At 56.0% G+C, this 24,338-nt stretch carries 16 protein-coding genes; 13 read left to right on the forward strand and 3 right to left on the reverse strand.

Annotated features, from left to right (window positions below):
* Positions 1-451: 451 nt before the first annotated feature.
* Positions 452-1,225 (reverse strand): Crp/Fnr family transcriptional regulator, encoded by a 774-nt coding sequence (locus tag EH240_RS30835; RefSeq protein ID WP_125005669.1) that lies wholly within the window; start codon positions 1,223-1,225, stop codon positions 452-454.
* Positions 1,226-1,571: 346 nt separating this feature from the next.
* Here EH240_RS30835 and EH240_RS30840 point away from each other — a divergent pair, with 346 nt between their 5' ends.
* Complete coding sequence (locus EH240_RS30840) at positions 1,572-2,939, forward strand: exopolysaccharide biosynthesis polyprenyl glycosylphosphotransferase (protein ID WP_167484227.1); 1,368 nt, start codon at positions 1,572-1,574, stop codon at positions 2,937-2,939.
* A 93-nt stretch (positions 2,940-3,032) separates the two neighbouring features.
* Here the strand turns inward: EH240_RS30840 and EH240_RS30845 are convergent, their stop codons facing one another.
* The gene (locus EH240_RS30845) at positions 3,033-4,193 is read right to left on the reverse strand and encodes a glycosyltransferase (protein ID WP_125005673.1); all 1,161 of its coding nucleotides are present in this window, start codon (positions 4,191-4,193) and stop codon (positions 3,033-3,035) included.
* Positions 4,194-4,741: 548 nt separating this feature from the next.
* On the opposite strand from EH240_RS30845, the gene EH240_RS30850 reads away from it, so the two are divergent.
* The 9 genes from EH240_RS30850 to EH240_RS30890 all read left to right on the forward strand — a co-directional run bounded on the left by EH240_RS30850 (position 4,742) and on the right by EH240_RS30890 (position 18,425).
* Positions 4,742-5,989 (forward strand): glycosyltransferase, encoded by a 1,248-nt coding sequence (locus tag EH240_RS30850; RefSeq protein WP_167484228.1) that lies wholly within the window; start codon positions 4,742-4,744, stop codon positions 5,987-5,989.
* A gap of 61 nt (positions 5,990-6,050) precedes the next feature.
* Positions 6,051-7,268, forward strand: coding sequence for a glycosyltransferase (locus tag EH240_RS30855; RefSeq protein WP_125005677.1), 1,218 nt, complete (start codon positions 6,051-6,053; stop codon positions 7,266-7,268).
* Between the two features lie 92 nt (positions 7,269-7,360).
* Positions 7,361-8,503 (forward strand): hypothetical protein, encoded by a 1,143-nt coding sequence (locus EH240_RS30860; RefSeq protein WP_125005679.1) that lies wholly within the window; start codon positions 7,361-7,363, stop codon positions 8,501-8,503.
* 604 nt (positions 8,504-9,107) lie between these two features.
* On the forward strand, positions 9,108-10,583 hold the full coding sequence (locus EH240_RS30865; RefSeq protein ID WP_125005681.1) for a lipopolysaccharide biosynthesis protein: 1,476 nt from the start codon (positions 9,108-9,110) through the stop codon (positions 10,581-10,583).
* 160 nt (positions 10,584-10,743) lie between these two features.
* Entirely contained in the window at positions 10,744-12,795 is a 2,052-nt protein-coding gene (locus tag EH240_RS30870) for a glycoside hydrolase family 16 protein (protein ID WP_125005683.1), read from the forward strand.
* Positions 12,796-13,063: 268 nt separating this feature from the next.
* Entirely contained in the window at positions 13,064-14,344 is a 1,281-nt protein-coding gene (locus EH240_RS30875) for an O-antigen ligase family protein (protein WP_206075350.1), read from the forward strand.
* Positions 14,341-15,297 carry a glycosyltransferase family 2 protein gene (locus EH240_RS30880; protein WP_125005686.1) on the forward strand — a complete coding sequence of 319 codons (957 nt, stop codon included), beginning with the start codon at positions 14,341-14,343 and terminating at the stop codon, positions 15,295-15,297. The genes EH240_RS30875 and EH240_RS30880 overlap by 4 nt, the downstream gene beginning before the upstream one ends.
* Before the next feature lie 502 nt (positions 15,298-15,799).
* Complete coding sequence (locus tag EH240_RS30885; protein WP_125005688.1) at positions 15,800-16,093, forward strand: exopolysaccharide production repressor protein; 294 nt, start codon at positions 15,800-15,802, stop codon at positions 16,091-16,093.
* Between the two features lie 460 nt (positions 16,094-16,553).
* A complete protein-coding gene (locus EH240_RS30890) occupies positions 16,554-18,425 on the forward strand; it encodes a Wzz/FepE/Etk N-terminal domain-containing protein (protein WP_125005690.1) in 1,872 nt (623 codons plus the stop codon).
* Positions 18,426-18,696: 271 nt separating this feature from the next.
* Here the strand turns inward: EH240_RS30890 and EH240_RS30900 are convergent, their stop codons facing one another.
* Complete coding sequence (locus tag EH240_RS30900; RefSeq protein WP_125005694.1) at positions 18,697-19,809, reverse strand: glycosyltransferase; 1,113 nt, start codon at positions 19,807-19,809, stop codon at positions 18,697-18,699.
* 630 nt (positions 19,810-20,439) lie between these two features.
* Here EH240_RS30900 and EH240_RS30905 point away from each other — a divergent pair.
* The 3 genes from EH240_RS30905 to EH240_RS30915 all read left to right on the forward strand — a co-directional run bounded on the left by EH240_RS30905 (position 20,440) and on the right by EH240_RS30915 (position 24,310).
* A complete protein-coding gene (locus EH240_RS30905; protein ID WP_167484229.1) occupies positions 20,440-21,675 on the forward strand; it encodes a polysaccharide biosynthesis/export family protein in 1,236 nt (411 codons plus the stop codon).
* 441 nt (positions 21,676-22,116) lie between these two features.
* Positions 22,117-23,307, forward strand: coding sequence for a glycosyltransferase family 2 protein (locus EH240_RS30910; protein ID WP_125005698.1), 1,191 nt, complete (start codon positions 22,117-22,119; stop codon positions 23,305-23,307).
* Position 23,308: 1 nt separating this feature from the next.
* On the forward strand, positions 23,309-24,310 hold the full coding sequence (locus EH240_RS30915; protein WP_125005700.1) for an NAD-dependent epimerase/dehydratase family protein: 1,002 nt from the start codon (positions 23,309-23,311) through the stop codon (positions 24,308-24,310).
* The last annotated feature ends 28 nt before the right edge of the window (positions 24,311-24,338 follow it).

Raw genomic sequence — 24,338 nt, forward strand, 5'->3', positions numbered from 1 at the left:
GGCGCCGTTCCGATATCCAGGTGCGTCGGGGTCAGCCCAAGGGAGCACGACCCTCTCAGCCCCGACTGTCGGAACTGAGATCCAATAGGAGCGGTGGCTTAGCGCCACCGCTCTGCTACTTTCTGAGATTCGCAACGCCCCTCCTCCTTGGCCAACGCCTCGACCAGCCTGCGGCCCCGGCCTGGCTCTGCGGCACGCTTGATTCCTCCGTTCTCGACCATCTCTTGAATGGCGGCCGGCCCTTGGCGCGCGGCGTTGCGGATGAGTGCGGCGGCGATTAGCCCGACGTGCCAGGATCGGCCGGAACCCCGGCCAGATCTCCTCGGCGTCGACGAGGAGCCGCACACCGAAGCGATACGGTGAGAAGGCGCATTTGTCCGGTGCGGCGACCTACGACGCTGACGAAAAGGGCTCTACCGAGGGACGCGAGAACGAGCGGCGCCACTTCGGTTCATTGTCTCCCCTGCCAAAAGGAAGCCCGAGCACGTGGGATATGCATCATCGAACGATCAAAGGCGATCTCGCCAAAAGCAACAGACTCTAATGCGGCGCGATTGAGGATCGTCAGCGAGCCGTGGTCGTATTGGGTCAGGTGCCGCCGTTCCCATTCTCTCAGGCAACGATTCACTTTCGCTCGAGAAGCCGGGACCATTGCCGCGAGGTCGGTCTGCGAAATGTGGATGCTCCCAGTTCTATCCACGGTAGCCAAGCTGGGCGGCCCCCTCTCAGTCAATCGCAAGAGCGTGCTCGCCAATCGAGTGGATAGGGCACTGGCCGCACTGTGGATCACTCGCTCCTGCGCATCATGCATTGCTTCGCATAAATACGGGATCACCTTTAGTGCGAGATCGGGGTGTTTGTCGAAGACCCTAGCCATGAAAGCTACATCAATTTGCATCAAGTCACTGTCCACAACTGAAGCAGCGTTCATGTTACTGCGTCGCGTGATGAACAATCTAGTCAGGTCGAAGGTGTCACCGGGACCGAGATCGGAAAAGATGAATTCTCGACCGTCCGAAAGTGGGGCACTAAGCCGAATTTTTCCCTGAATTATGTAGTAAATATAATTCGGAATGTCACCAAGGTGAGTTACAATTTTATTCTTAGGAACCCTTCGTAGGATGGCTACTTTCGCCAGTTCACTAAGGATATCTTGCCCAAATAGCCGAAATAGGCGTGTTTTATCGAGCTGTCTGACCCGAACCTCAGCGCTGCTAAATGCCATGGCTCCCGCCCCCTTTGATAGGGTAAAGCGCCCCGGTCCCTAAAGCATTGCCTTGCCTACCTAGAACGAGTCCGACTCCGGACCGTTCTCGCGCAAACGCGCTAGCCAGAACATATTAGCACATTAGCATATTAAGGTACCACCAAAATTAGTCACCCCTCTGTGCCCAGGGTAACAGCGACATCTCTCTGAGAGAGTTTAATTCAAATTTGATCGACTGGAAGCCGTTGAGAGACACAACAGGATTGGGGAGCTTGTCTCCATGCGGCATGCACCAACCCAGGCATCGAGTGCGTTCTTAAAGCGGAGCATCGAACCGGTACGGCTTCCTGTGGGAGCAGTTTGCGTGTTTCTTGCAACTGCTGATTTCCTCGTTGTAGAGACGATACTTCTTGCGTCAAATGAGGTCTATCATAGACACCTCGGCGTGAGCCCGTCAGACATTTGGGAGACGATTTATCTAAGCGTCACCGCCGGCCTGTTGCTCGTCGCATACATGGCTGCCAGAGGCGCCTACACGGTTAGTGGCATCCTCGACGATCACCGTGTGATCAAAATACTCTTCACCGGGTGGTTGTTCGTTTTTTTTGCGATTCTCTGGCTCGCCTTTCTCACGAAGACCACGTCGACGTTCTCGCGCGGCTCTTTGACTCTGGCGTTTGCGGTCGGATTCCCAATCCTGGTGCCTGGCCACTTGGCTCTAGCGCGTGTGCTGAAACGGCTTCTGGTCGCTGAGAAGCTCGTCTTGCGCAAAGCCTATCTGTTTTACGTTGGCGTTCCTGGAATTGAACAGGGGATAATCCGCAAGCTCGGGCAACAAGGTATCGCGGTTTGCGGTGTTTCGAACATCGAGAACCGAGATGGCACGATCGCAGCACAATCGGTGCATGCCAGCGTCGCCGCCGCACAGGCTGCTTTCCGCTTTGGTCCATATGAGGCAGTTTATCTGTTTTGCGCATGGGACCAGCGGAAGTTGATCGAACGCATCCTGGAGGAAATGTCCCGCCTCCCGCTGCCAATCTATCTTTTCGCTGATGCCTACACGGACAAGATTCTGGCCGGATGTCCACTGCACACGGGCTGGCAGCGAGCCTTCGAAGTCCAGCGCGCGCCTTTGAGACCTGCCGAACGCTTGCTGAAGCGGTTGTTCGACATCGTTCTTGCATCGCTGCTACTGCTGTTCCTGTTTCCGTTGATGGCCCTAGTCGCATGTGCCATAGCGCTCGAGAACGGTCGCCCAGTGCTGTTCCAGCAGACGCGGCGGGGTTTTTGTGGTAACCCATTCAATATTTACAAGTTCCGATCGATGACCGTGCAGGAGAACGGTACGGAAATTCGCCAAGCTCAGCGTAATGATAGGCGAGTTACCCGACTTGGCCGTATATTGCGCAGGTCAAACATCGACGAGTTGCCGCAATTGTTCAACGTGCTTCGAGGGGAAATGTCCCTGGTAGGCCCGCGACCCCACGCCGTCGCTCATGACGACAGCTATAGTAAGATCATTGAGAGCTATGCTTATCGCCATCGTGTAAAACCCGGTTTGACAGGCTGGGCTCAGATCAACGGCTTCCGAGGGGAGACGAAGGAGCTGTGGCGGATGGAAAAACGCGTTGAGCATGATCTCTGGTACATAAAGTCTTGGAGCGTGCGGCTCGATCTTAAGATAATTTGGACAACCGCTTTGCTGTTGCTTTCGGATCGTGATGTTTATTGATGCATAGCATCTGAAGCGGGCATGGACGTCCGATTGAATCAGTCGCCGGATGGCGCGGGAAGTGGATTAGGCCTGCTGACGGCGCAGCAGCCTTCAACAAGAGAAGCTGTGCAGCCTATAAGCTTCCCGGTTCTCAATTTCCTTTAGGATGTTGGTAGCGCGTGCAATGCGGCTATACTTGGTCAGAAAGTCCGCCTTCGCCTGTAGACCAATCTGATCCCGAAACACCTCGTTTTCGCGCAGGTGCCGAAGGGCATTGACCCAGTCAGACGGGTTGTCTGGCGACACCAGAACGCTGTTGACGCTATCCCTCAAGACTTCACGGATAGCTGGCAGGTCGGAGGATACTATGGGTTTGCCGTGCGCCATATATTCGAAGAGCTTGAGCGGCGACATTCCCTCAGCGATATTTCGACCGCCGCCCTGACCCTCTACATTTCTGAGATAGGGCGCGAGTACAACGTCCATTTCAGCCAAGTAGGCACACGTCGCGGCGTGAGGAACGTAGCCATGAAACACTGTGTTCGGACATTGGGCCAGCTTCGATGTCCAATACCCTATATCGCCGGGTGTTCCTCCAACTATATGAAATGTCGCCCAGCCGCATCGAGGCGCAATAGCGCTTATTATCTCCATGCCCTTTCCCTTATACAGATGCCCGACATAACCAACCTTGAACGTGCCGGTGAGGCTGTATTTCTCCACATTCGGCGGAACCGGATCCGCGCCATTGGGCGCGATGAAAAATTTTCCCGCATGTTGAGGAAAGAGGCAGAGGCTGTTGTCCCGCAGACGTTGCGTCGTCACGACCAGCATTCGGAATGCCTTTAGGCCAATCAGTTTGGCAAGGCGCTGACGCTGACGGCTGCTCAAACTGCCAATCGGATCGTGAAGCTCAAAAACGGTCGTGAATCCGAAAAGTCCGGCAGAAACAAGCGCTACAGTAGCCGAGCGTGTAAAGATGACATGCGGCCGCAGCCAGACCGCAGCAAAAAGCGCCAACATCGAAAAAAAAAGCTCCCTGCCGGGCACAGGCCAAAAGGGTACGGGGAGAACGCGGAATGGGAACTCGGTGTCCAATCCATATTCGCGCGCGATCTTTCCATAATGATCTTGTCTATTCATGGAGGCGCGCGGAAGCGCTAGTAGGACCTCCGCACCAGCAACACGAAATGCCTGACACATCTTTGCGACTTGTACCGCATTGGCGGCCAGCGCCGGGACGTGTGCCGAATGTATGTAGAGAAGCCGCATCCACAAGACCTATCTTTCATGCTTCGGCTATGGCGAACCAAGCCAGCATGCTTCTCGGGTCAGTTCTCAGGAGACATCGCGAGCAGGCATTCGGGGACATCATGAACAGTCAACTCGGTTGTCGTCACATCCAGAAGGGAATTCAAATAGGACGCACATTCCGTTGCCTTGACTGCCTCTTCGAACGAGTCCGGTCCGATTTCGCACAAGCGCGGTGAGGAGAAACGTGTTCGCAGCGCATAACTATATGATGAACAGGCACTCGGCTGTGCCCGGGGTAACAGCGACACGTCTCTGTGACGTCTAAAACATAAATCAAATTAGACCAAAAGCCGTTTGGAACCTGTCCTTATGGAGAGGAGAGGCGACCCCGAGCGAGAGACGGGGGGCGCCAGGAGCAAGGGTTTTGTCTCCATACGGCATGCACTCACCGAGGACGTGACATGTCACTCCAACGCAGTAGCACCGCTGTCGGGAGGTCAGGAAACCGAAAGCGCGGCCGGGGGGGCAGCGCCACCATCGGGTGGATTGAGCCCGGTAGCGGCGATTTGAAATCACAGGATGTGGACAGCAAAATTGACGTAGTGCATCGACTGCGTATCGCTCATGTCATTACTCGTCTCATCAATGGCGGTGCTGATGAGAATACCGTCTATTCCTGCAATTGGGCCGCCCAACGAGGACATGATGTTTTCCTGCTACACGGCGAGGCGGTTCACCCAGAAATTTTAGCTAAAGTGGACCCGCGGGTGGAACTCATTGGCATCCCCGACTTGACCCGGTCCATTTCGCCTGCCTCCGACATGAGGGCATTGTTGGCGCTTACCCGGAGATTCCGCGCCTTGAATGCCGACATCGTACATACGCATACTAGCAAGGCAGGCGTTCTCGGCCGTTTCGCAGCATGGGCGGCGGGGGTTCCAGTGATCATTCATGGCGTGCATATCGTGCCTTTTGTCAATGTCGGCGTCGCCGAACGGCTCACCTATCTCGTCTTGGAAAAACTGGCGGCGTTAGTCACCAGTGCATTCATCAGTGTGAGTGAGGGCATCCGTGACTTATGCATGAGCGCGGGAGTGGGACATGCTGACAAACATCATGTCGTCTATTCCGGATTCGATCTCGATCGCTTTCGCAACGCCAGTCCGCCAGCCGATTGGCGTGAATTGTTGCGCTTGACACCGGACGCGCCGCGCCCGTCTGTGCTCTTGATGATTGCGGCGTTCGAGCCACGCAAGCGACACGCGGAATTTCTAAAGATTTTCAAGAAAATCGCCGCCCGCTTACCCGACACGGTACTTGTGCTCGCAGGCGATGGGCCGCTTCGCTCGATCGCCGAATCGCAAGTCAACCGGCTGGGGCTCCAGCGCCGAGTGGTCTTTGCCGGCTATCGCGACGACCCCGAGCGGCTGATCGCACTCGCGGATCTCTGCCTGCTCTGTTCCATACGGGAGGGATTGCCCCGCGTGCTCATGCAATATCTCGCCGGCGGCAAGCCTTGCGTCGCTTGCGATCTGCCAGGTCTTCGCGAAGTGCTCCGTCCTGGCACCAATAGCGTGATCACACCTCCGGACGACTTGGGCGCTATGGCCGACGCCACGGCCGCCCTCCTGGAGGATCGCGAAAGACTGGCTTGCCTCGCCCGAGGTGCCGCAGCGACGGATCTTTCGAACTGGGATACCAAGCGGATGGGCAAGCGGATCGAGGCAATTTACCGCCAGGCTCTCAACCAGCATCTGGCGAGCAAGGGAGCGTCGACTAGGCCTCCTGTTCGAAATCTGGCGCTTCCGCGATGAAGTGCCCCACAGAGATCGGGCAGATTGCCGGATTTGTTGGCGGTAAATTCGGTGGATTGATATGAATGTAACAGAAGTTGCCTCTGCTCATCCGATGATTACCCCGCGAGCCGAAGGCCTTCGCAGCATACGCATTTTGCTCGTGCTCTCCACCTATTTTCCAGAGTCATATGGCGGCGCCGAGCAACAGACGCGGCGATTTGCTCGGGCGCTGATCGAAAGGGGCGTCTCCGTAACCATTTTGGCACCCAGATTGTCACACTCGACGCCGAAACGGTCCGCCATCGACGGAGTGCCCATCGAGCGCCTTCGCTTGCATGCCGCGCCGAATTTGGGCGGGCGGCATATGCTGTCGTTCCTGTCGTGGTGTGTCCAGCTTGTGATCTGGATGCTGCGCCGTCGCGACGAATTCGATGTTGTGCATATCATTCATGCCCGACTTCACGCCCTTCCGGCGACGTTGGCAGGAGCCCTCCTGCGCAAGCCCGTTCTCGCAAAAATGGGCCGCGGCGGACGGTGTTTCGATCTCGACGTTGTGCGCGAAAAGAAAATTGTCGGCCGCTGGGCGTCGTCCGTGATCAAACGGCACGTCACGGCCTTCATCGCCAATAGCCGCCAAATCGCAGGTGACCTGAAGAGACACGGCATCGAAGCGGATCGCATTCACATGATTCCAAACGGGATTGATCTGCCTCAAAAGCCGCGCCGACAGCAGAGCACAGATGGCACCCGACGCTTCATTTGCCTTGGCCGCATCGAGCCGGAGAAATGCCTCGAGCACATGATCGATGCGTTCGCGGCCCTTCCCGCCGAGGCGCAGGCGCAACTGACCGTCTTGGGCGATGGCCAGTGTCGCGCCGCGATCGAGAAACAGTCGGTGCGGTTGGGCCTTTCCGGCAGGGTCAAATTCGCCGGCGCGGTCGAAGATGTCTTTCCATTCCTGTGGAAGGCTGACTTCTATCTTTCCACCTCGGTGTCGGAAGGCATGTCAAACGCCCTGCTCGAGGCCATGAGTTGCGGTGTGGTCCCGATCATCACCGATGTCAGCGGTGCGTCCGATATTGTGGAGCATGAGCGCAGCGGCTTTTTGGCTCGCTCGCATGTGGAGTATGGCGGGCTCCTGCTTCGCGCGCTTGGTCTATCGGAAGCCGAGCGCTATGCGATGGGAGAGCAAGCGGTGAACACCATCACTATGCGCTTCAGCATGGAGAGGGTTGCCCGAGAGCAAGTGAGTCTCTACGCCACGCTTATGCAGAAAGCCTTGCCATGCGCGCGCTGAAGTTGGCTTGCAGGACCCACGTGGCGGAATCTCGCGGCTTATGCCGGCATTGCTCGCTTCGTTTGGCTTAAATCTTCGGGTAAAAAGATCACATGAGGCTCATCCTTCATATTGGCACGCATAAAACGGGAAGCACGGCGTTACAGCAATTCCTGTCAGCAAACGGAAAAGGGCTGCGCGAATATGGAATATGCTACGCCTCGCCGGTCCATGAGTTTAATTTCAACAGCATTGCCAATACATTTTTACTTGACGGACAAGAGAAGTTTCGAGATTTACTTCTTGAGAATTTTAGAAAGGCAGAGCGATATGGAGCTCACACAATCATCGCAAGCTCCGAGAATCTTTATGCTATGGTGCGGTATCTAACGCGCTTCAAAGGTGCGGAATCGAACACCGAGGTTCTTGCACGAGAGCGCAGTATCATCGAGCGCTTGCGCGCCACAATTCCTAGTCATGTAGAATGCCAAGTACTATGCTACGTAAGAAGGCCGGATCATTATCTCGAATCTCTGTACAATCAAAATGTGAAGCGCGGCGATCTGCTTACAGGCGATGTTGTCGACTTTTTTAACACAATTAATGATATTCTAGACTATCATCGCTACCTATCCATCTGGCGCGATGTCTTTGGGAGTAGCGCCTGCTCGGTACGCACATACGAAGCGGCTCTGCCAAATCTGATCGATGATTTCGTGAGACATATTCTTGGTATTGAGGATCTCTCCGCTTTCACGCTGCCGCATCTTCGTGCAAACGAGCGGCTAAGTCGAGATGTTCTGGAATATAAGCGCATTAGAAATGAGCATATTCTTCTTTCCGAGAGCAAAATGGAGCGCAAGATATATGCATTGGTAGACAAGAGAATAACAAGACCTAACAATAATCACGAATATCTCTCGCCTGATGAAAGGGCCGCTCTTCTTTCGAGTCTGGAAACCTCCATGGAGCGGCTGCGAACAGTATTCACTGTGCCGCCCTTTCCGCGGTTCAACCTCGAAGCGACCAGGGCGTCCTGGCAACCTTATCCGGGACTTTCGCTCGAAACGAGGCGAGAGATCGAATTCCACTACAATGCCGTTCAACGCCAGATCGGCTTCCGTCTGGAACGCCTTCTCATGCGGGCGGCGTCCTTGACGCGCAGGCGGCTGCCATTTCTCTCATGGCTTCTCGATTTTGCGCGCGGCAGCGGAATACGCAGATTGCTGCTGGAGGCAACAAGCCGGTTTCAGTGAAGCGATGCTTGTGCTGGGATGCCAGTCCCCAGCATAATGAGAAACGGTGACTGGGCGCCCAAGGAATGAGTAATTTGAAACTGTCCATGCGCATCCCTTGCCTAGCAAAGCGGCAAACGCCGTTGAAGTCGTCAAGGCGTGGCAGCGGGTTTCAATCCGTCGGCTGCAGAGGCGTCGACAAATGGAACGAGATCACAGGAGCTAGAGCCGAACAGAATGGCGAGAGTTACCCGAGAAGCTTGGGCGAGAAAATCATTCGGTATATCCATGCTATACTGGTTGCGCGCCGGTATGGCCAAAGGCCAAGTGCGCCGAGCGGAGCTTGCTTTGCAAGCCTTTCCACGGTTTTGGCTATGAAGCCACCAAGGCGGCTTGGCGGCCCTGTCCCGGGCCCCTCAATCGAAAGAAGGCAGGAAATCGAATGCCCACTCGCCCAGGCGCTGATGGCCTTCCGGCTGGAGCGCGTTTTCCAACGGATCGCGTCCATAGCGCGCAGACGATCGCCATTATGCGAAGGATGCTTCTCGTTGCATTAAGCCGTCTCACGTAGTCGAGTGCATTTTTCCCAGTCACGAGTTCGAAGCACGTGAATGAAAGCCGGAATTTGACACACCAGGCCGCCCGGGGACTTTCCTGGTCGGGCGCCATGCTGTTGGTTCGAACCTTATTACAAGTCCTGATCACGGCCGTTCTCGCGCGCCTGCTTTCCCCCCGAGAGTACGGCGTTGCCGGCGCTGCGCTGATCGTCGTAGCCATCGGCAATAACATTGCCAATCTCGGGATGTCGCAAGTCGTGGTCCAGCGGCGAGATCTTGAAAGGCGCCATATGGGAACCGTGGCATTCATGTCCCTGCTGATCGCCGCGGGCATGGCCGTTCTTCAATGGGTGTTCTCAGGAGCGATCGCCGATTTCCTTCGTGTGCCGGAGCTCAACATTGTTTCCCGGGTGCTCGCCTTCAGCATGTTCGCAAACGCATTCAATCTTGTGGCTGAGGCAGCTCTCTCGCGGAACTTGAAGTTCAAAATATCCTCGACGGCGAGCTTGACGGCATGGACCCTCGCCAACGTCGGCTTGGCTATTCCGCTCGCCTATCTTGGATTGAGCTATTGGGCGTTGGTGATCGCTTACATGGCCGAAGCATTCATCCTTGCAGGGATTTATCTCTCTACGGCTGGACAATACCTTGTCAGGCCAAGCTTCGACTTGCAATCCTATCGGGATATCCGAAGCCAGAGCCTTGGCCTTTCAGTGGCCGGGTTCTCGAGCTTCATCTCCAGATATATAGACAATATCCTGGTCGCACGGATAGTCGGAACAACAGAGCTGGGCATCTACTCGAGAGCCTATAATCTGGTTGCAAACCCATCAAATCTGCTCGGAAATCTTACCAGGACCGTGGTTTTCCCGTTGATGTCGAAGGTTCAGCATGACAAAGCTAGGCTGCGTTCCGGTCAGCTCAAAGGTTATGCGCTTACGGCGGCTCTCACCTTTCCAGCCAGTGCGTTTATTTGCTGTTTCGCAAAGGAGCTTGTACTAACGATTTTCGGCGATCAGTGGACCGACGCTATTGTTCCCATTGCGACATTTTCTGTGGCGATTTATTTTCGCGTTGCCTTTAAGGTGTGCGGCGTTGTTTTACTTTCTACGGGCCATAGTTACCGAACCGCGACGATGCAGATCGTCAATTTGATGCTAATCGCCTGCCTCGCGTCGCTCTCGGCACCATACGGAATAAATGCGGTAGCGGTGGCGGTTTCAGGGGCTATCGCATTGAGCTTCGTAATCTACGCACTCATGAGCTGCCGCTTGACCGAATTGTCGCTTCTGGACTTTGTCCTGGTTCATGTCCCACCGGCCATCTTTGCCATCGCAGTCTTTGTAACTGGCACGATCGTGAAGATCCTGCTCGATGGTTTGCCCGATCCATTAGTGCTCTTGGCGGGCTCTATGATCATTGGCGGCCTATCGGCTGCGGCGATCTATGTGAAGGCCTCGCTTCTCTTTGGAAAGTATGGCGTGAAGGTTTTGCAGAGTTTGACGTCGACGAAAGCGGCGTGGATTAAGTGGACGCCCAGTTGAAAGGCGGTGGCACTTGTTGAGCCTCTAGCGCACTTTTCTCGCCAGAGATGAGGCGTCTCATGGCTGATGTTGCAATCTGCGGAGCTTACGATGAGAAGCGCGATAATGGGTAACCGGTGTCCATGGTGTGTCTGAAACCAGAGATTATTGGCACACGATAATGACCAACCGCATTTCCCGCCGAGATTTGGCGCGGGGCGCATGCGCGGCCCTTCTGCTGACGGCATCCGGTCGCCCAGGACGGGATGCTCTCGCCGCCGGTCCGGAACAGGGCTCGCAGCAGGAGGGACAACTCTGGCATCCAGATCTGTTCCCGGAGATGATCGTAAAATCCTGGTATCAGGAGGATTTGGCCGAAGGCGAAGTCTCCTCGTGGCAATCCGGCGGCGTGAAGCCTGTGGCTGCGGTGCAGGCCGAGCCTTCTCTGTGCCCGACAAAGCTTGGAAAAAACGGCGTCATCTTTAAGAAGGGTACGAAACAGGCATTGACTTGGCCTGCCGATAACGACGCCCCATACCTTCACCGCTGGTGGCTCGTGATCGCCCGCTGCGATTCAGCAGCCAACTCCGATGCGAACAACGTTTCTGTTTTGTGCGTCAATGGCGCCGAGGGTGGTTCGGTGCACCGGCAGCCGCGGGTCTGCTTCAGGCCATCGACAGGCACATTCGTTTCACAGGTTGATGACGGCAAGATCAAGAGCGAGGAAGGGAAATGCTCGACGGATTTTGGCGGCTGGAATGTCATGGTCGGGTACCGCCGGGGGTTCGTGATGCAGGTTGTGGTGAATGGGGTCAAGACGGCTGGCCAGACGATCTATGCATTGGCACCCAACCGGATGAAATCGGAGAGCTTCATGGGCGATGTGAACAATCCGATGAGGGCGGATGTCGCGATCGACTGCGTCATCATCGGGCAAAGCGAACTAGATGACTCGCTGATCGACATACTGATGGGATGGGGCATGTGGCGCGTCGGCCGGCAATCCGACCTGCCCAGCGATCATCCCTATCGCCAGCGCCCTCCTTCATCCGTGGATGCGAACAACAAACCGGCACGTTACGCATTCGACTCAGCCTCGTGGGAGTCCTGGGCAGCCATCGGGAATGAGCGATATGCTCATCGTGGAGAAGCGGCGCCACCGATCCGCGGTTACACAACGGTTTTTTTTGATGATTTCGATTCCAACACGGTTGTCGATGATTCCAAAGGTGCCCAAGCCAGCATCTGGTATGCGCCGACCTCTCTGGCGAATGTTGGCGTTGACGCCAATACCCAGCGGATCTCGGGGTCGCCTTCCTCATATGTGCACGACGCCGCCAGCCACACGCTGGTGCTCCGGCTCTTGCATAAGGGCCGCTGGAGAACAGGCGCGTTCTCTTCAGTGAACAACAATGGCCAAGGGCGGTGTTGGGGAAAGGGCATCTTTGAGGTCCGCGCCAGACTTCCAAAGATCGCAGCGCCCCGCCCCGGATTTTTTCCTGCTTTTTGGGCGTATGGCAAAGAGCATCTGTTCTGGAGGACGCGCAATCGTCTTGAGACTGACTTTTGGGAATATGATGGTCTCAATGGGGCCTACATCAACATAAGTCAGCACGTTCACAAACCCAAACTCGGTTATGCAGATCCACATATCGCGACAGGTAGCGTGCACCGGAAAATAGCCGGCTATCAGGTCGATCCATCAAATGGCTTTCCGGCGACAATCGACATATATGATGGCGAATTTCATACTTGGTACGCCCAGATCGAGGATGATTACAGTTATTTCGTGATCGATGGCTGGGAAGTGGCGCGCGTTCCGACGAGCCCGGAACTCGCAGCGAAAAAATACATCATGGTGGATTTCGCTTACGATCAAAACAAGGGGCGTGTTCAACCGGACCCATCGCAGACATATGACATGGTCATTGACTATATAAGGGTCCGGCAAACGGAAACGGATCTGGCTAGGGTTCCGCCGGGTTTCAGCGCACTGCCGACCTTGTCGGGCCGGGCTTCACCAAGCCAAGCGCTGACCGTCGTACCGAACGTGGTTGCGTCGCAAATAGAGTGTCTGTGGTATCGTGACGGCGTTCCGATCGTGGGCGAAACCGGCACAGGCTATCAGATCGGCTCGCAGGATATGGGGCATAAAATTCGCTGCCATGTTCGCGCGGTCTCTGTGCTCGACCAGCCAGAAGCCTGGACTCAGGAAAGCGAGACCGTAGGCTAGGCCGCAGCGACTGCGGACCGTAACGATGTAACGATGCGCCATCACTCTCCATCGACTGGCTGATGACCTCTACCCACTCGAGGCACCGTTGGACATTGGAAGACGCAGACCCTCATCGCTGGACTGCTCTGCCTGGGTCACCGCCCCTTTCGTCGTCGATACGCCGATGAACCGGCGCAAAATCTTCTCTGCACGCCGGGATACCAACAAGATTCTGTCTCCGGGAAAGAGAACATGTTAAAAGGATATCGCGCCGCGTGGGGCTATGATGCGTTATCTCCTCACATTCGCGATACTAAGCCTTTTCCTGCCAATCAGGCTCGAGACGGGTCTTGTATTGCTGCGTCCGTTCGAGCTGATCACATTGCTATCGCTCATCATTGGCCTAACGACGGGCCGTTGGCGAGGTTTGGTTTTTCCAGCCAGTTTTCTACTCCTCCTGCCCTTCTTGGGCTGGGACATGATCTCGGCCTTTAGCGTGGACATAGAGAACGGCCTGCGCGAGCTGTTGCAGATGTCCGCAGTGGGCGCCTTTGCGTTCGTCCTCACACAGGAGGCCAGACGGCTCGATACGCACCAGACAGTGAACATCTTGCTTTTCGGCATGGTGCTGATCCTCGCCTATACGATCGCCTGGCATGTGGCTCATGGCTACCCGGTCGGTTGGAAACATCTGTTCGATCCAAGGCTCGTGTTCACCTTCCTTCCAATCACGCTCGCGGGGCTGCTGCTCTTCGCCGGCCGGGCCAAGCGGCGCCACCTTTGGTTTGCATGGGCAGGGCTACTTCCCCTGCTCGTGCTATCTGGAGAGCGCAAGGCTTTTTTGATTTATCTCTTTCTGACCGCTGCGCTTCTGACACGCGGAAGGCTCGCTGCTATGGTACCGGCGATCGCCGCCGGCTTCGTGGGTCTTTTTGTGATCTCGACCACGATGGACAACGCCTATATCCAGAAGCAATTGCAGACGATGCTCGATCCGCTGAGCATGGGGCAGTACGAATACCTGGCCGCAAAGGGGAAATATGCCCCTGGAGATACGCCGAGCAACGTCCAGCGCTCGTTTGCCTTCACTCTGTCAAGACGGCTCATCTCCGAACACCCACTAATGGGCGTGGGCACGAACCAATTCAAAAATATCATCGATACTGAGTTCCGCAGTCTTCCTGAGGAGTTGCGGCTGGGGATCCATGGCGAGTTTCAACGCATACTCACCGAGAATGGCATCATTGGGCTCAGCCTCTATCTTCTGATATGGGTCGCCGCATGGTTTCGGTTAAGCCGTGTTTTAACCTCGGCACTTTTTCACGGATTGATCGGAGCAGCCCAGGCACGGCTTCTGCCCCTCGTAGTCCTTGTTCCCTGTGCTTTCTACGTTGGAACAGAAGCCTCCGGCACACGAGCTTTCGTCACGCTGATCCTTGTCTCGCTCCTGCCGGAATTGACGCGGCACGGGCTTTGCCTGGTATTGAACAGGGCGCGGAGGAGCCGCCCGACGAGCACTAGTCATTCTCGATTTCTTGGTCGCGCCTTGCCAGGAAGCACAAGATGAGTGTTTCGGTCATTTTGACATGCCACAATGAGGAGCGCTTCATTGTGCAGGCAGTGGAAAGCGTGATCAATCAGACCGCTTCGGGCGGCATCAGAGAGATCATCATTGTCAATGATGGCTCGACGGACGGCTCGACCGAAGTGATTGCGTCGTTGGTCGATCGGGAGCCGCGCATCCACGTCCTGACAACGGCGGGTATCGGGCCTTCATCGGCGAGGAATCTTGCAATCAGACATGCCACCAGTGATTTTATTGCATTTCTCGACGGCGATGATTTCTGGGCTGAGGACAAGCTTGAGCGTCAATTGACCGCCTTCGGCAATGGCTGCAAGGCAGCTCTCGTCTATGGTGATTTAGTCGACTTTTCCGCTCCAGATCTTTCCGATGCTGTGCCCGTGGCCGTTGGCCGCTATCGCGCGGATCAACACGATACGCTACCGACATATTTTCTGCTTGATGGCCCGATTGTTCCTTCCAGTATCGTTATGCGGCGAGAGATTATTGAAGATATCGGGTTGTTCAACGAGACAATCAGGGTTGGGGAGGATACGGAGTTTTGCATGCGCGTAGCCGAGCGCTGGACATTTCAACATGTGGCCGGAGCACTCGTCTACAAGCGGCGTCATGGCTCAAACACAACCCGCAGACTCGACGCGCTTCTGCCGGTAGCTGAACACCTCACGCGAGAATGGGTCATCCGACGGCCGGAGCTTGCGCACCTCGCGCGGCGGCGCAACGCCCGTTTATACGCGAAAGCCGGCAATGATTGCGTAGCTCAAGGCGAAAAGAAGCGCGGAGCGCGCTTACTCATTCGCGCGATTCTGCACGATCCATTGTCCTGGCGGGTATACGTTTACATTTTTCTCTGCGCCCTACCTGCAGGCATGGAGCCGCAGGTGCGCCGCGCGGCCAAGCTATTGTTCTACCGCGTCATGCGCAAAAGACTTTGCTGATCTTAAAGATGCTAGCGAATTGGCGAGAGTTCGAGCATCTCATGCGGCAGCCTGGGAATCCCTCCGCCGATGTCCTGACGGCAACGACGCAACACGGCCACATCGACCGATGAACCGGGCTTTTCAGCCCAGTGCCACACGTCCAGTGCTCACACTTCGGTGAGCAAGGCATCTTCGACCAGGTCCGCACGCCGACAATAGCAAAGCGTGTCATGATAATCGCTCCCGCGGATGGTCGACCAAAGCACCAGGGAAGAGCTTCGACGATTTGGTCAAAACGCTGGCCATCTTGCGAGCACAAGAAGGAAAGCTTAGCGGCATTGGTCGCCTCAGACACCACGCCAAATCCGCCGAAAGCCTTCTGGCAAAACGGTAGGGCGCGTTTATTCGCATTTCCTAATATTTTATCGTCTGACCCGTTCCGATATGTTATGATGGTTAACGCGGTGAGAGCTCGACAGCCAAGGAGCGCGTCACGCGAGCGGCTGCGAGTGGGACGGCGATGTCCTATTTGCTATTTTTGCGCGGCCTTATCATAGTCCTGTTGGCATTCGCCATCAGTACATATTTCCGTACCGGCTCGCTCTGGAGCACGATTGTCCAAACGGCAATTTGTGGGATCTTGATCCAGATTGGGTACTTTGTTGCTGTCATGCTGCTTGTGTGGCGATCCAAAGAATCCGAGATTACGAAATCACACATCGCGCGCGATGAGTCCGAAAGGGAGCAACGGCCGAGCCATTTGGTGAATAAGGCGGACCACTTTCCGCCTAGAGGAGGGCGATCAGCACGATGACGCCCCACACCACGATACAAAATGTGACTGCAGCCTGTCTTATTCGGGCACTGGAGAGGCGTTCCGCGAGGCGCCAAATGCGCGCAGACCTTTTGCTGTGATCGTTATCGCGCGCCTGTGATCGACGAGTCATTCCAATCGACATCCCTGTTTCAGGCTCAACCTAGGCCCGAAATCTCTTGCTCAGATGTTGCAATTTGGCAAACACGACCCAATTTCTTCCTTTGATTGGATCGCCCGACCTGGAGCGGAGCATGGGGCGCGCGAGGTTTCGCCTTATAACAATCAGAGGTTAGGAATTCGCGCCTTTGGCGAGGAGCGGGCTGAGGCTCCCCGAGCAGTGCGCCCCTGTGCTCCGCCGGCGTCGATACTGAATTTGCGGACATTTGGTCAGATAGTGTGGTAGGGTATTTGTCACTGCCTATGCGCTGCCAGTCTCATCCCACGGGTTTGAAGGCGTATGCTCCGCGAAGTTGAAAATCGGCACCCGGATACTGCCTTCATATTCGGCGATCCCCAGTCGGGAACGATTGATTTCGAGACACTCCTAGCGGCAGCGCGGCGGCAGTTGAGGTTCGTCCTTACATGCGTGCTCGCAGGCCTTGTGCTGGGGCTGGTGTACCTTGCGGCCGAGGTGCCATTGTACGAGTCGACGGCCAGAATCCTGATCGACAAGAATCAGCCATCCGTCGTGACGAAGTTAACAGAGAGCGGAAGCTCCACACAACTTGACCCGATGATGCTGAGTCAGGTCGAATTGTTGCGTTCCGACCGGATCGGGCTAAAGGTCGTTGACAGCCTCGGTCTTGCTACCGATCGCTCCTTCTTGTCGGCGCCGTATTCGCTGCTCAACATTCTCACAAGATCGGTCGCTTCGGCAGTGCGGTCATTCATTGGCAGTTCCGAAGGGGGAGCGTCGGTGAAACCGAGCGCGGCGGGAGGGCCTGATCGATGGCAGGCATTTGGCATTCTGACTGATAATTTAACGGTAGCCCGCGTAGCCGATACTTACGTTCTGCAAATCCAATTTCAGTCGCCCAGCGCTGAAATGGCGCAAAAAATAACCAATAAATATGCTGAAATCTATATCTCTGACCAAGTTGGAGCTAAAGATGAGTCGATCATCCGGGCTCGCAGTGCCCTGGCGCAAGAAGTCGAGACGGTGCGCAAGCGATCGGTCGACGCTGAGCTCGCGGTCCACAGGTTCCGAACAGACACTACGCTGACCAAGGAAACGCTGGTTACCTTGCGCCAGCTCGAACTTGAAGCGTCTTCCCTCAAGACGCAATATGAACAGGTCCTGCAGCAGTACCAAGCGAGCCTGCAGAACCTTTCGATGGCGTTGACTGAGGCGCGGATTATCTCGGAAGCGTCATACCCCGGCGGACCGAGTTCTCCGAACAGCATTGTTACGCTGGCAATCTGCGCCGTGCTCGGCGGCATGATTGGCGCCGGAGTGGGCGGAATTCGGGAGTACCGGGAGCGTTTTTTCCGCACGAGGGGTCAAGTGCGCGATGAGCTCGGACTTGACACGCTAGGAATGATCCCGTTGCTGGACGGGAAGCCAATTCGCCAGAACAAGCGTGATCATGCGGCAGGAGAGCGGTCATTCATCGAGGTGGGGAACAGCGCTTTTAACTGGGTAGAGCAGCATCCGCACTCGGAATTCGCTGAAGCGATGCGAACGGTGAAAGTCGCTGTTGATGTCGAGATACCAACGAAGAGCACCAAGGCGATCGGCATCGTTTCCTGCCTTCCGGGAGAAGGAAAGTCGCTGGTCGCAGCTAACTTTGCGACGGTTCTTGCCATGCAGCGTTGTAAGACGCTGTTGATCGATGCCGATATACACAATCCGGGCTTGTCCCCTATGTTAGCCAACGGCTGGGAACGAGGCCTGGCCAACTTGTTGGCTGGAGACTTCAATGCGAAAGATATGCTGGCCCATGAGTCATTGCCATTGAGGTTCCTGCCCGGCGTGAACCAGAGCCAAAAAAAGCTCGCAAAAACCGTGCAGCCTATTGAGAAAATGGGCGACTTTCTGCTCAAGGCGGGCTCTACGTTCAATTACGTCGTCGTTGATTTGCCCCCGTTGGCTCCGGTCGCGGACGTGAGGTCCTTCGTCCAGCACCTCGACGGCCTTGTTCTGGTCGTTGAATGGGGCGTGACCGCTCGTACATTCGTGCGCGAAAGCCTCAACAACAATCCGATCCTTGCGGACAAATGTATCGGCGTCCTGCTCAACAAGGTCGATATCAAAAGAATCAAGCTGTATCAAAAGTTCGGCAGTGCCGAGTTTTACAGTGAGCGTTATAGTCAGTATTACAAGACTTAGTTAACCCATGGAGGCTGTGATGAACAAGATCCTCGAATGCCGAAGTTCGTCCGGTCCTATCGATGCGAGACGCAGGAAATTGTGTTCGACGCGCAAGGCCGGGCGGCGGTGGAGACGGTGTTCGTCGGCAAGGACCGGCAATACAATCGTCGCTGCCTCCAGCCGACGGCCTGCGCTGGGATCGGGCTAGGAGAAGGGCCAGGTCGAGATGCCGAGCCGTCAGAATTCACGATCGGCCCGGCTATCTTGGTCGCCAGTCCTTTGCCGGTCCTTACATTCCGCAACCCAGCACCGCCGTAGCGCGGACACGCAAAGCACCTTGCGAATAGGCCTGCAGCATATTCTGTCGTGCCTGCATTCCGATCTTCTTGCGGAGCATTTCATCGCCCGCGAACACTAGTGCTTTCGTCACCGCCATCTCCGCCGAGGGAACAGCAAGCTTCAACATATTCTCTCCATCCTTGCCGTAATCCCGGATACCGCCGACGTCGGTCGCGATCATCGGAAGGCCGGCAAGCATCGCCTCGGCGACGACGATGCAGAACCCTTCCGTATCGGACAGGTTGATGAACATGTCATGATCACAGGCTAGCTCGAACCAGCGCGCGACATAGCCATGGAAATGCACGCGATCTCCAATGCCGAGCTCATCCGCCCTGCGCGAAAGCGCCTGCCGTTCCGGCCCGTCGCCGTAAAGATCTAGGCTTGCAGAAACGCTGCGGTCTTGGAGCATTCGGATGGCCTCGAGCAGGCGGTCAAAGTTCTTCAGCGGAATAAGCCGTCCGGCAGCAGCAAGGCGCAAGGGTGTGTGAAGCGTGTAGTCGCGCTTGTAGGTGGAAGCCTCATCGGAGCAAAACAGAGGCACGATATGCGACCGGCGAGTGCGCGGCAGGAAGTATGCTTGCGTCTCCTGCAGCGTGCTTTCGCAATCAGCCCAGATTTCGTCGACGCGCCAGGACAGCGCCTTGAGCACAGGACCATAAACGCCTGCGGCGCGCCGGGAGCGGTAGCGGTAGCGGGCGGTGTGTTCGAATGAAACGCAGTGCAGCCGAGGAGCAAACATCGCAGCAAGCCGTCCCAGGAGATTGGCCTGTTTGAGCGACAACGCAACCATATCCGGCCGCCACTCCCAGATGAGCCGCAACACCACAAAGAACGAACCTCCTAAGTTGCGCAAGGAAGTCTCTTCACTCTGCGAAGTGAGGATGAAATTGTGCTCTCCCACCTGTGCGGCGATTTCATCGGCAAGAGCGCCCCCTCGACCCCGGCAACAGGCAAGAATCTTCAGCTGGTGGCCGCTGAAAAATCCTGCTCGCAACAAAGTGAGCAGTCCGTGCTCGGCGCCACCGGGGTCAAATCCGTAGATGAAGTAAAGAATTCGCATGTGATAGTGAAGCGCTCCGATTATTTTGCACCTCGTATCTCTATCGCAAATAACTGTCAGTCTTGTGTGGACTCTACGCCGCTTGTGGTGATGGCCCGGCGGTGGGTTGGTAGATTTCTCAGTGCCGCCGCCTGGCCGGTTTCTGACCTTTCAGACGCAATCGTATGGCCTTATTTCTCTCCACTGCCTGCCAATGAATATTGGATGCGCGTCTCAGGCCGAAAACAATCAACTCGAAGGCCTGCGTCGCCAGCCGCCGCCCAGTTCCATGGGTCTGCCTGACCGGGGATAGGTGTCCGTCTCACCTGCCGCTACACGCCAGAATAGGCCTGCGGGAACGACGCCAGCTATTTGATACCGGCCCCGCCCAACTCTTCCGCCTGGGCGACTTTTGTACCTAGCTTTGCCTAGGATAAGTGAGGGCATATCGCACAGACACGCTGTGACCGAGGGCACAGTGAACTCGAAATTTTCGTGACAGGTTGGAGCAGCTGATATCCTCCTCGATCCGGAACTGCTCAATTCATTTAATGGGTTGCGACAAGGGGCTGAATTGGATGAGCGCAGATGTCGAATAGATCGGCGCGGTGGCGGGCTGGCAGTTGCGCAGCACCCGCATGCATATCTCTGTTGTTCGCATACGCGAATCTGTCGAATGGCCCTGCCCTAGCTGAGGAGCACAAAGTCGACGAATACCGTCTGCAGACTGGCGACGTGATCGGCTTCGCTGTCATAGGCTATCCCGAAATGCAAAAGCGAGCTGTTATCGATCGGAGCGGTGTAATTGTGTTGCCGGTCTTGGGTCCCCTAAACGTTCTCCAGAAGACAATAGAGGATGTTCGCAAGGAGGTAATCGAGGTACTAAAACCGAAGTCCCTTCCGCAGCGATCTGCTGACGGTACTGAGAATTGGACAAATTTCTATCCAGATCAGATTATAGTTGATATTGAAGAATACCGACCCGTCTATATCGACGGAGATATTGCTTCTCCTGGGACCCAGGCCTTCAGACCAGGAATGACTGTCCGACAAGCTGTGGCGGCTGGCGGCGGCTATAAGCTCGGTCGCGGTGAGGTTGCAAACCCTGAACTGACCGTGGCCGACCTTAGCGGCCGCCTTGACGTTCTGCGCATCCAATATCAGGAAAGAGAAATCAAAGTTGCTCGGATGAAGGCGCAGCTGAGCGGAGCCAGGGCGATTGAGGTTGCGGACGCACAACGTGACCCGAGCCTCGAACCTCGTCGCGACCAAGCTTTGCAACAGGAGCAGAAGCATCTTGAAGCTCTCTATGCGGACCAGGAGAAGGAGCGCGCTTCAATCACGTTGGCCACGACCAAGGCTGCCGAACGGATGGGCTACCTGAAGGAGCAGCAGAAGGCGGATCAAGCGGGTGCGGCAGCGGATGCAGAGGAACTTGATCGCCTCAAGAAGCTCTTCGAAAAAGGTCTGATCCAGATCACCAGGGTGAACGATGCTCAACGCGCAGTGCTCTTGTCAGCGACCCGCGCTTTGCAAACCAACGCTGAGATCTCTCGACTTGAACGCGACCAAGGCGATTTGCAGCGAAGCCTTGAGAAGCTTGCCGACCAAAGTCGAATTGACCTGCTGGCTAACTTGCAGACCGAAAGCGCGGCGATGACGCAAATGCGCGCTGAGATGGATTCGTTGGTTAAACAAATCGCCTATGTGAGGCAGCTGCGCAGCGACCTTGTGGCCGAAGGGAGCCGGCGGGTTACGATAGGTGTAACCCGCTCCAATGACGGACAGCCAGAGACGACCGGGGCGACTGAAGATACCCTGCTCGCTCCGGGTGACACCATCACAATTACGCTGCAGGCCCCGCCAGGAGCAGCGGTCGCGAACTAGCTAGCTAAGATTGTATTAGAGGCGCGCAGAGGTGTCCTATCGAGATGTGATCCGGGCCAAGAGAGTTCTGGTGGCTGCTCAGGGTCTCGGCAATTGCCGCGTGCCTGGATACGCCATATCGCCCCGTTTCAGCTCCTTGGCACGAATAGTAGTTTCAGCTAATATGTGCAGTGAACGACCCCATCCCAGCAACTCTGTGCCTAGCGTTGCGGCGGATAGCAGCAGACGAAAAACGCTGAAAACCAAAGACATTCAGCGGTTTTTGCGGGCGCCTGCACACCAGCGGAGAAGGGGTTCAGAATGACACTCTGTCCGTCAATCTCTCGTCAGGTCTTTGCAAACTTTAGACTGCTTGATTGTCTTATCAATGAATTGTCCAAAAATCATTTCTGGCCAGTCTGGAGACGATCGCAGTGCTCTTCGTTAGGGCGTGACTAGGGGATGGCGGAGTTGCCCGGCAATTCACAACACTCTGCCCACGCGCTCGTGGCGGTTATCATCCCTGCCTACAACGCGGAACCATTCATCGAGCGTACCTTGGCGTCCGTGCTCGCCCAAACGCATAGGAATATCGAAATAATAGTCGTTGACGATGGTTCGACCGACGGAACAGCATCGATCGTTCGACGACTGGCTGATGGCGACGGGCGCATTAAGTTACTCCAACAGAAGAATGGTGGCGTCGCGTCGGCGCGCAATGCGGGGATGCGTGCAAGCAAAGGCACCTTTATAGCGCCCGTAGACGCCGATGACCTCTGGCACCCGACCAAGCTCGAAAAGCAACTGCGTGTTTTCGCTGCGGCTGGCAATGATCTGGGGCTTGTCTATACACTTTACCGAACGATCGATGCCGATGACATGGTGATCATGACGCCGAAGCGGACCCACCCGGATGGATGGGTGTTCATGCAGCATCTCGGACAAAATTTCATCGGCAACGGCAGTTCGGCGATGTTTCGGCGCGATGTTCTCTTCGAAATGGGTGGCTACTCCTCGCGACTGCGCGAGAGCGGTGCAGAGGGTTGCGAGGACTTCTTCATCCAACAGAGCATTGCCTCGAAATACCGTTTCGGCGTCGTTGAGGAGCATCTTGTCGGATATCGCCGAACGCCAGGGAATATGTCGGCAGATTTCGTGCGAATGCTCATCTCGCGTCGGTTGGTGCTCGAGAGCGTACTTGCCCGCTGCACGGAGGCGGTGAAGCCTGTCCTGCTGGATGCGATGTTCCGCACCGATGTCGAGATTGCCAAGCTTGGGCTAATGACGCACCGATTTGCTGCGGTCGCCAGGCACTGCAGCAAAATGCTCTGGCGATCACCTTTGCAGTTCGCGAAACTCGTTGCCGCTTTCGCGGCCATTTTCCTGCGCCAGGTGAAGCGAGCGCTTTCCCAACCGGAAAGCCAGGACCGCAGCTCTGAGATCGGAGGAAATTTTTGGAACTACTCCATTCATGAGTTTGCGGATTCCGCGGAGAATGCCAACCACCGCGTCGGGCTCAGCAATCTTGCAGTAATGGACGAGAAGCTTGGCCCAGCCGGAGCCTATTTGATGCGGCTTCCTGAACAAGGGACGCTCACAACGCCCAACGAGGACACGAATTCCGACAGCCTACTACGTCCCCTCGAGACATGAGATGAAGAAGCTGTTGCTTGCTGGAGGAGCAGGATTCATCGGGTCGCACCTGGTCGACCGGCTTCTCAAAAGAAACGATTTGGACATGCTGGTTGTGGTCGACAGCCTATGGACCGGCAGGGCAGAAAACATTGATCATATCCGAGATCAACGCCTCGTGCTGGTCCGCTCCGAGGTGGAGAATTTCAAATCCGATTTCCAATTCGACGAGATTTTTCATCTTGCGTCGCCCGCGTCGCCACCAGTCTACATGCGCGAGCCCGAGCGTACCGTCTCAGCAAATCTGATTGGCGCCATGCGGCTCTTGAAACTGCTCAAAAAGGGTGGGCGAATCTGCTTTGCGTCGTCCTCGGAGGTTTATGGAAATCCGCTGGTCAACCCGCTGCCCGAGACGTATCGGGGGTCGGTGGACTGTACGGGCCCGCGCTCTTCCTACGACGAAGGCAAGCGCTGCACCGAGGCGCTCCTCTTCGAGAGCAACCGTGTCCGTGGCGTCGATGTGCGGGTTGCCAGGATCTTTAACGTCTACGGTCCGCGCACCCGAGCCGACGATGGGCGTGCCGTTTCCAACTTTATCGCCAATGCGTTGTCCGGCAAGCCGATCGTCGTTCATGGTGATGGTCTCCAAACCCGCAGCTGGGGCTATGTCGACGATATTGTCGATGGGCTCGAACGGCTGTTCTGGCTGGAGAACTTCAATCATGTGGGAGCAGTCAACGTAGGAAACGACCGGGAAATTTCGGTGCTTGAGATCGCGCAATATGTTGCGGGCCTCATTCCCGGAACGACAATTGTTCATGATGAGCCGGCGCCGCAGGATCCGACCAACCGGCGTCCTGACCTGACCTTGTGCCGAAGAATCCTGCCGGGGTGGTCATGCAAAGTGCCCTATGAAGAGGGTCTCGTGCGCACCTTGCGCTGGTTTGAGGCCAAGGGTGAAATTGGGGAAATGAGGGCAACCATGCGATCTAGAGCCGGCAATGATCGGCGTAACCTGAGATAGGTGGGTGACAAGTACTGCGGAGCGGAAG

It is taken from the genome of Mesorhizobium tamadayense (assembly GCF_003863365.1).
Lineage (GTDB): Bacteria > Pseudomonadota > Alphaproteobacteria > Rhizobiales > Rhizobiaceae > Mesorhizobium > Mesorhizobium tamadayense.

What these genes read in the sequence shown, in the direction of transcription:
- EH240_RS30860 (WP_125005679.1), top strand. Translation starts at nt 7,361, where the DNA reads ATGAGGCTCATCCTTCATATTGGCACGCATAAAACGGGAAGCACGGCG.
- EH240_RS30855 (WP_125005677.1), top strand. Translation starts at nt 6,051, where the DNA reads ATGAATGTAACAGAAGTTGCCTCTGCTCATCCGATGATTACCCCGCGA.
- EH240_RS30910 (WP_125005698.1), top strand. Translation starts at nt 22,117, where the DNA reads ATGGCGGAGTTGCCCGGCAATTCACAACACTCTGCCCACGCGCTCGTG.
- EH240_RS30875 (WP_206075350.1), top strand. Translation starts at nt 13,064, where the DNA reads ATGCGTTATCTCCTCACATTCGCGATACTAAGCCTTTTCCTGCCAATC.
- EH240_RS30885 (WP_125005688.1), top strand. Translation starts at nt 15,800, where the DNA reads ATGTCCTATTTGCTATTTTTGCGCGGCCTTATCATAGTCCTGTTGGCA.
- EH240_RS30880 (WP_125005686.1), top strand. Translation starts at nt 14,341, where the DNA reads ATGAGTGTTTCGGTCATTTTGACATGCCACAATGAGGAGCGCTTCATT.
- EH240_RS30900 (WP_125005694.1), bottom strand. Translation starts at nt 19,809, where the DNA reads ATGCGAATTCTTTACTTCATCTACGGATTTGACCCCGGTGGCGCCGAG.
- EH240_RS30835 (WP_125005669.1), bottom strand. Translation starts at nt 1,225, where the DNA reads ATGGCATTTAGCAGCGCTGAGGTTCGGGTCAGACAGCTCGATAAAACA.
- EH240_RS30915 (WP_125005700.1), top strand. Translation starts at nt 23,309, where the DNA reads ATGAAGAAGCTGTTGCTTGCTGGAGGAGCAGGATTCATCGGGTCGCAC.
- EH240_RS30890 (WP_125005690.1), top strand. Translation starts at nt 16,554, where the DNA reads ATGCTCCGCGAAGTTGAAAATCGGCACCCGGATACTGCCTTCATATTC.
- EH240_RS30870 (WP_125005683.1), top strand. Translation starts at nt 10,744, where the DNA reads ATGACCAACCGCATTTCCCGCCGAGATTTGGCGCGGGGCGCATGCGCG.
- EH240_RS30845 (WP_125005673.1), bottom strand. Translation starts at nt 4,193, where the DNA reads ATGCGGCTTCTCTACATACATTCGGCACACGTCCCGGCGCTGGCCGCC.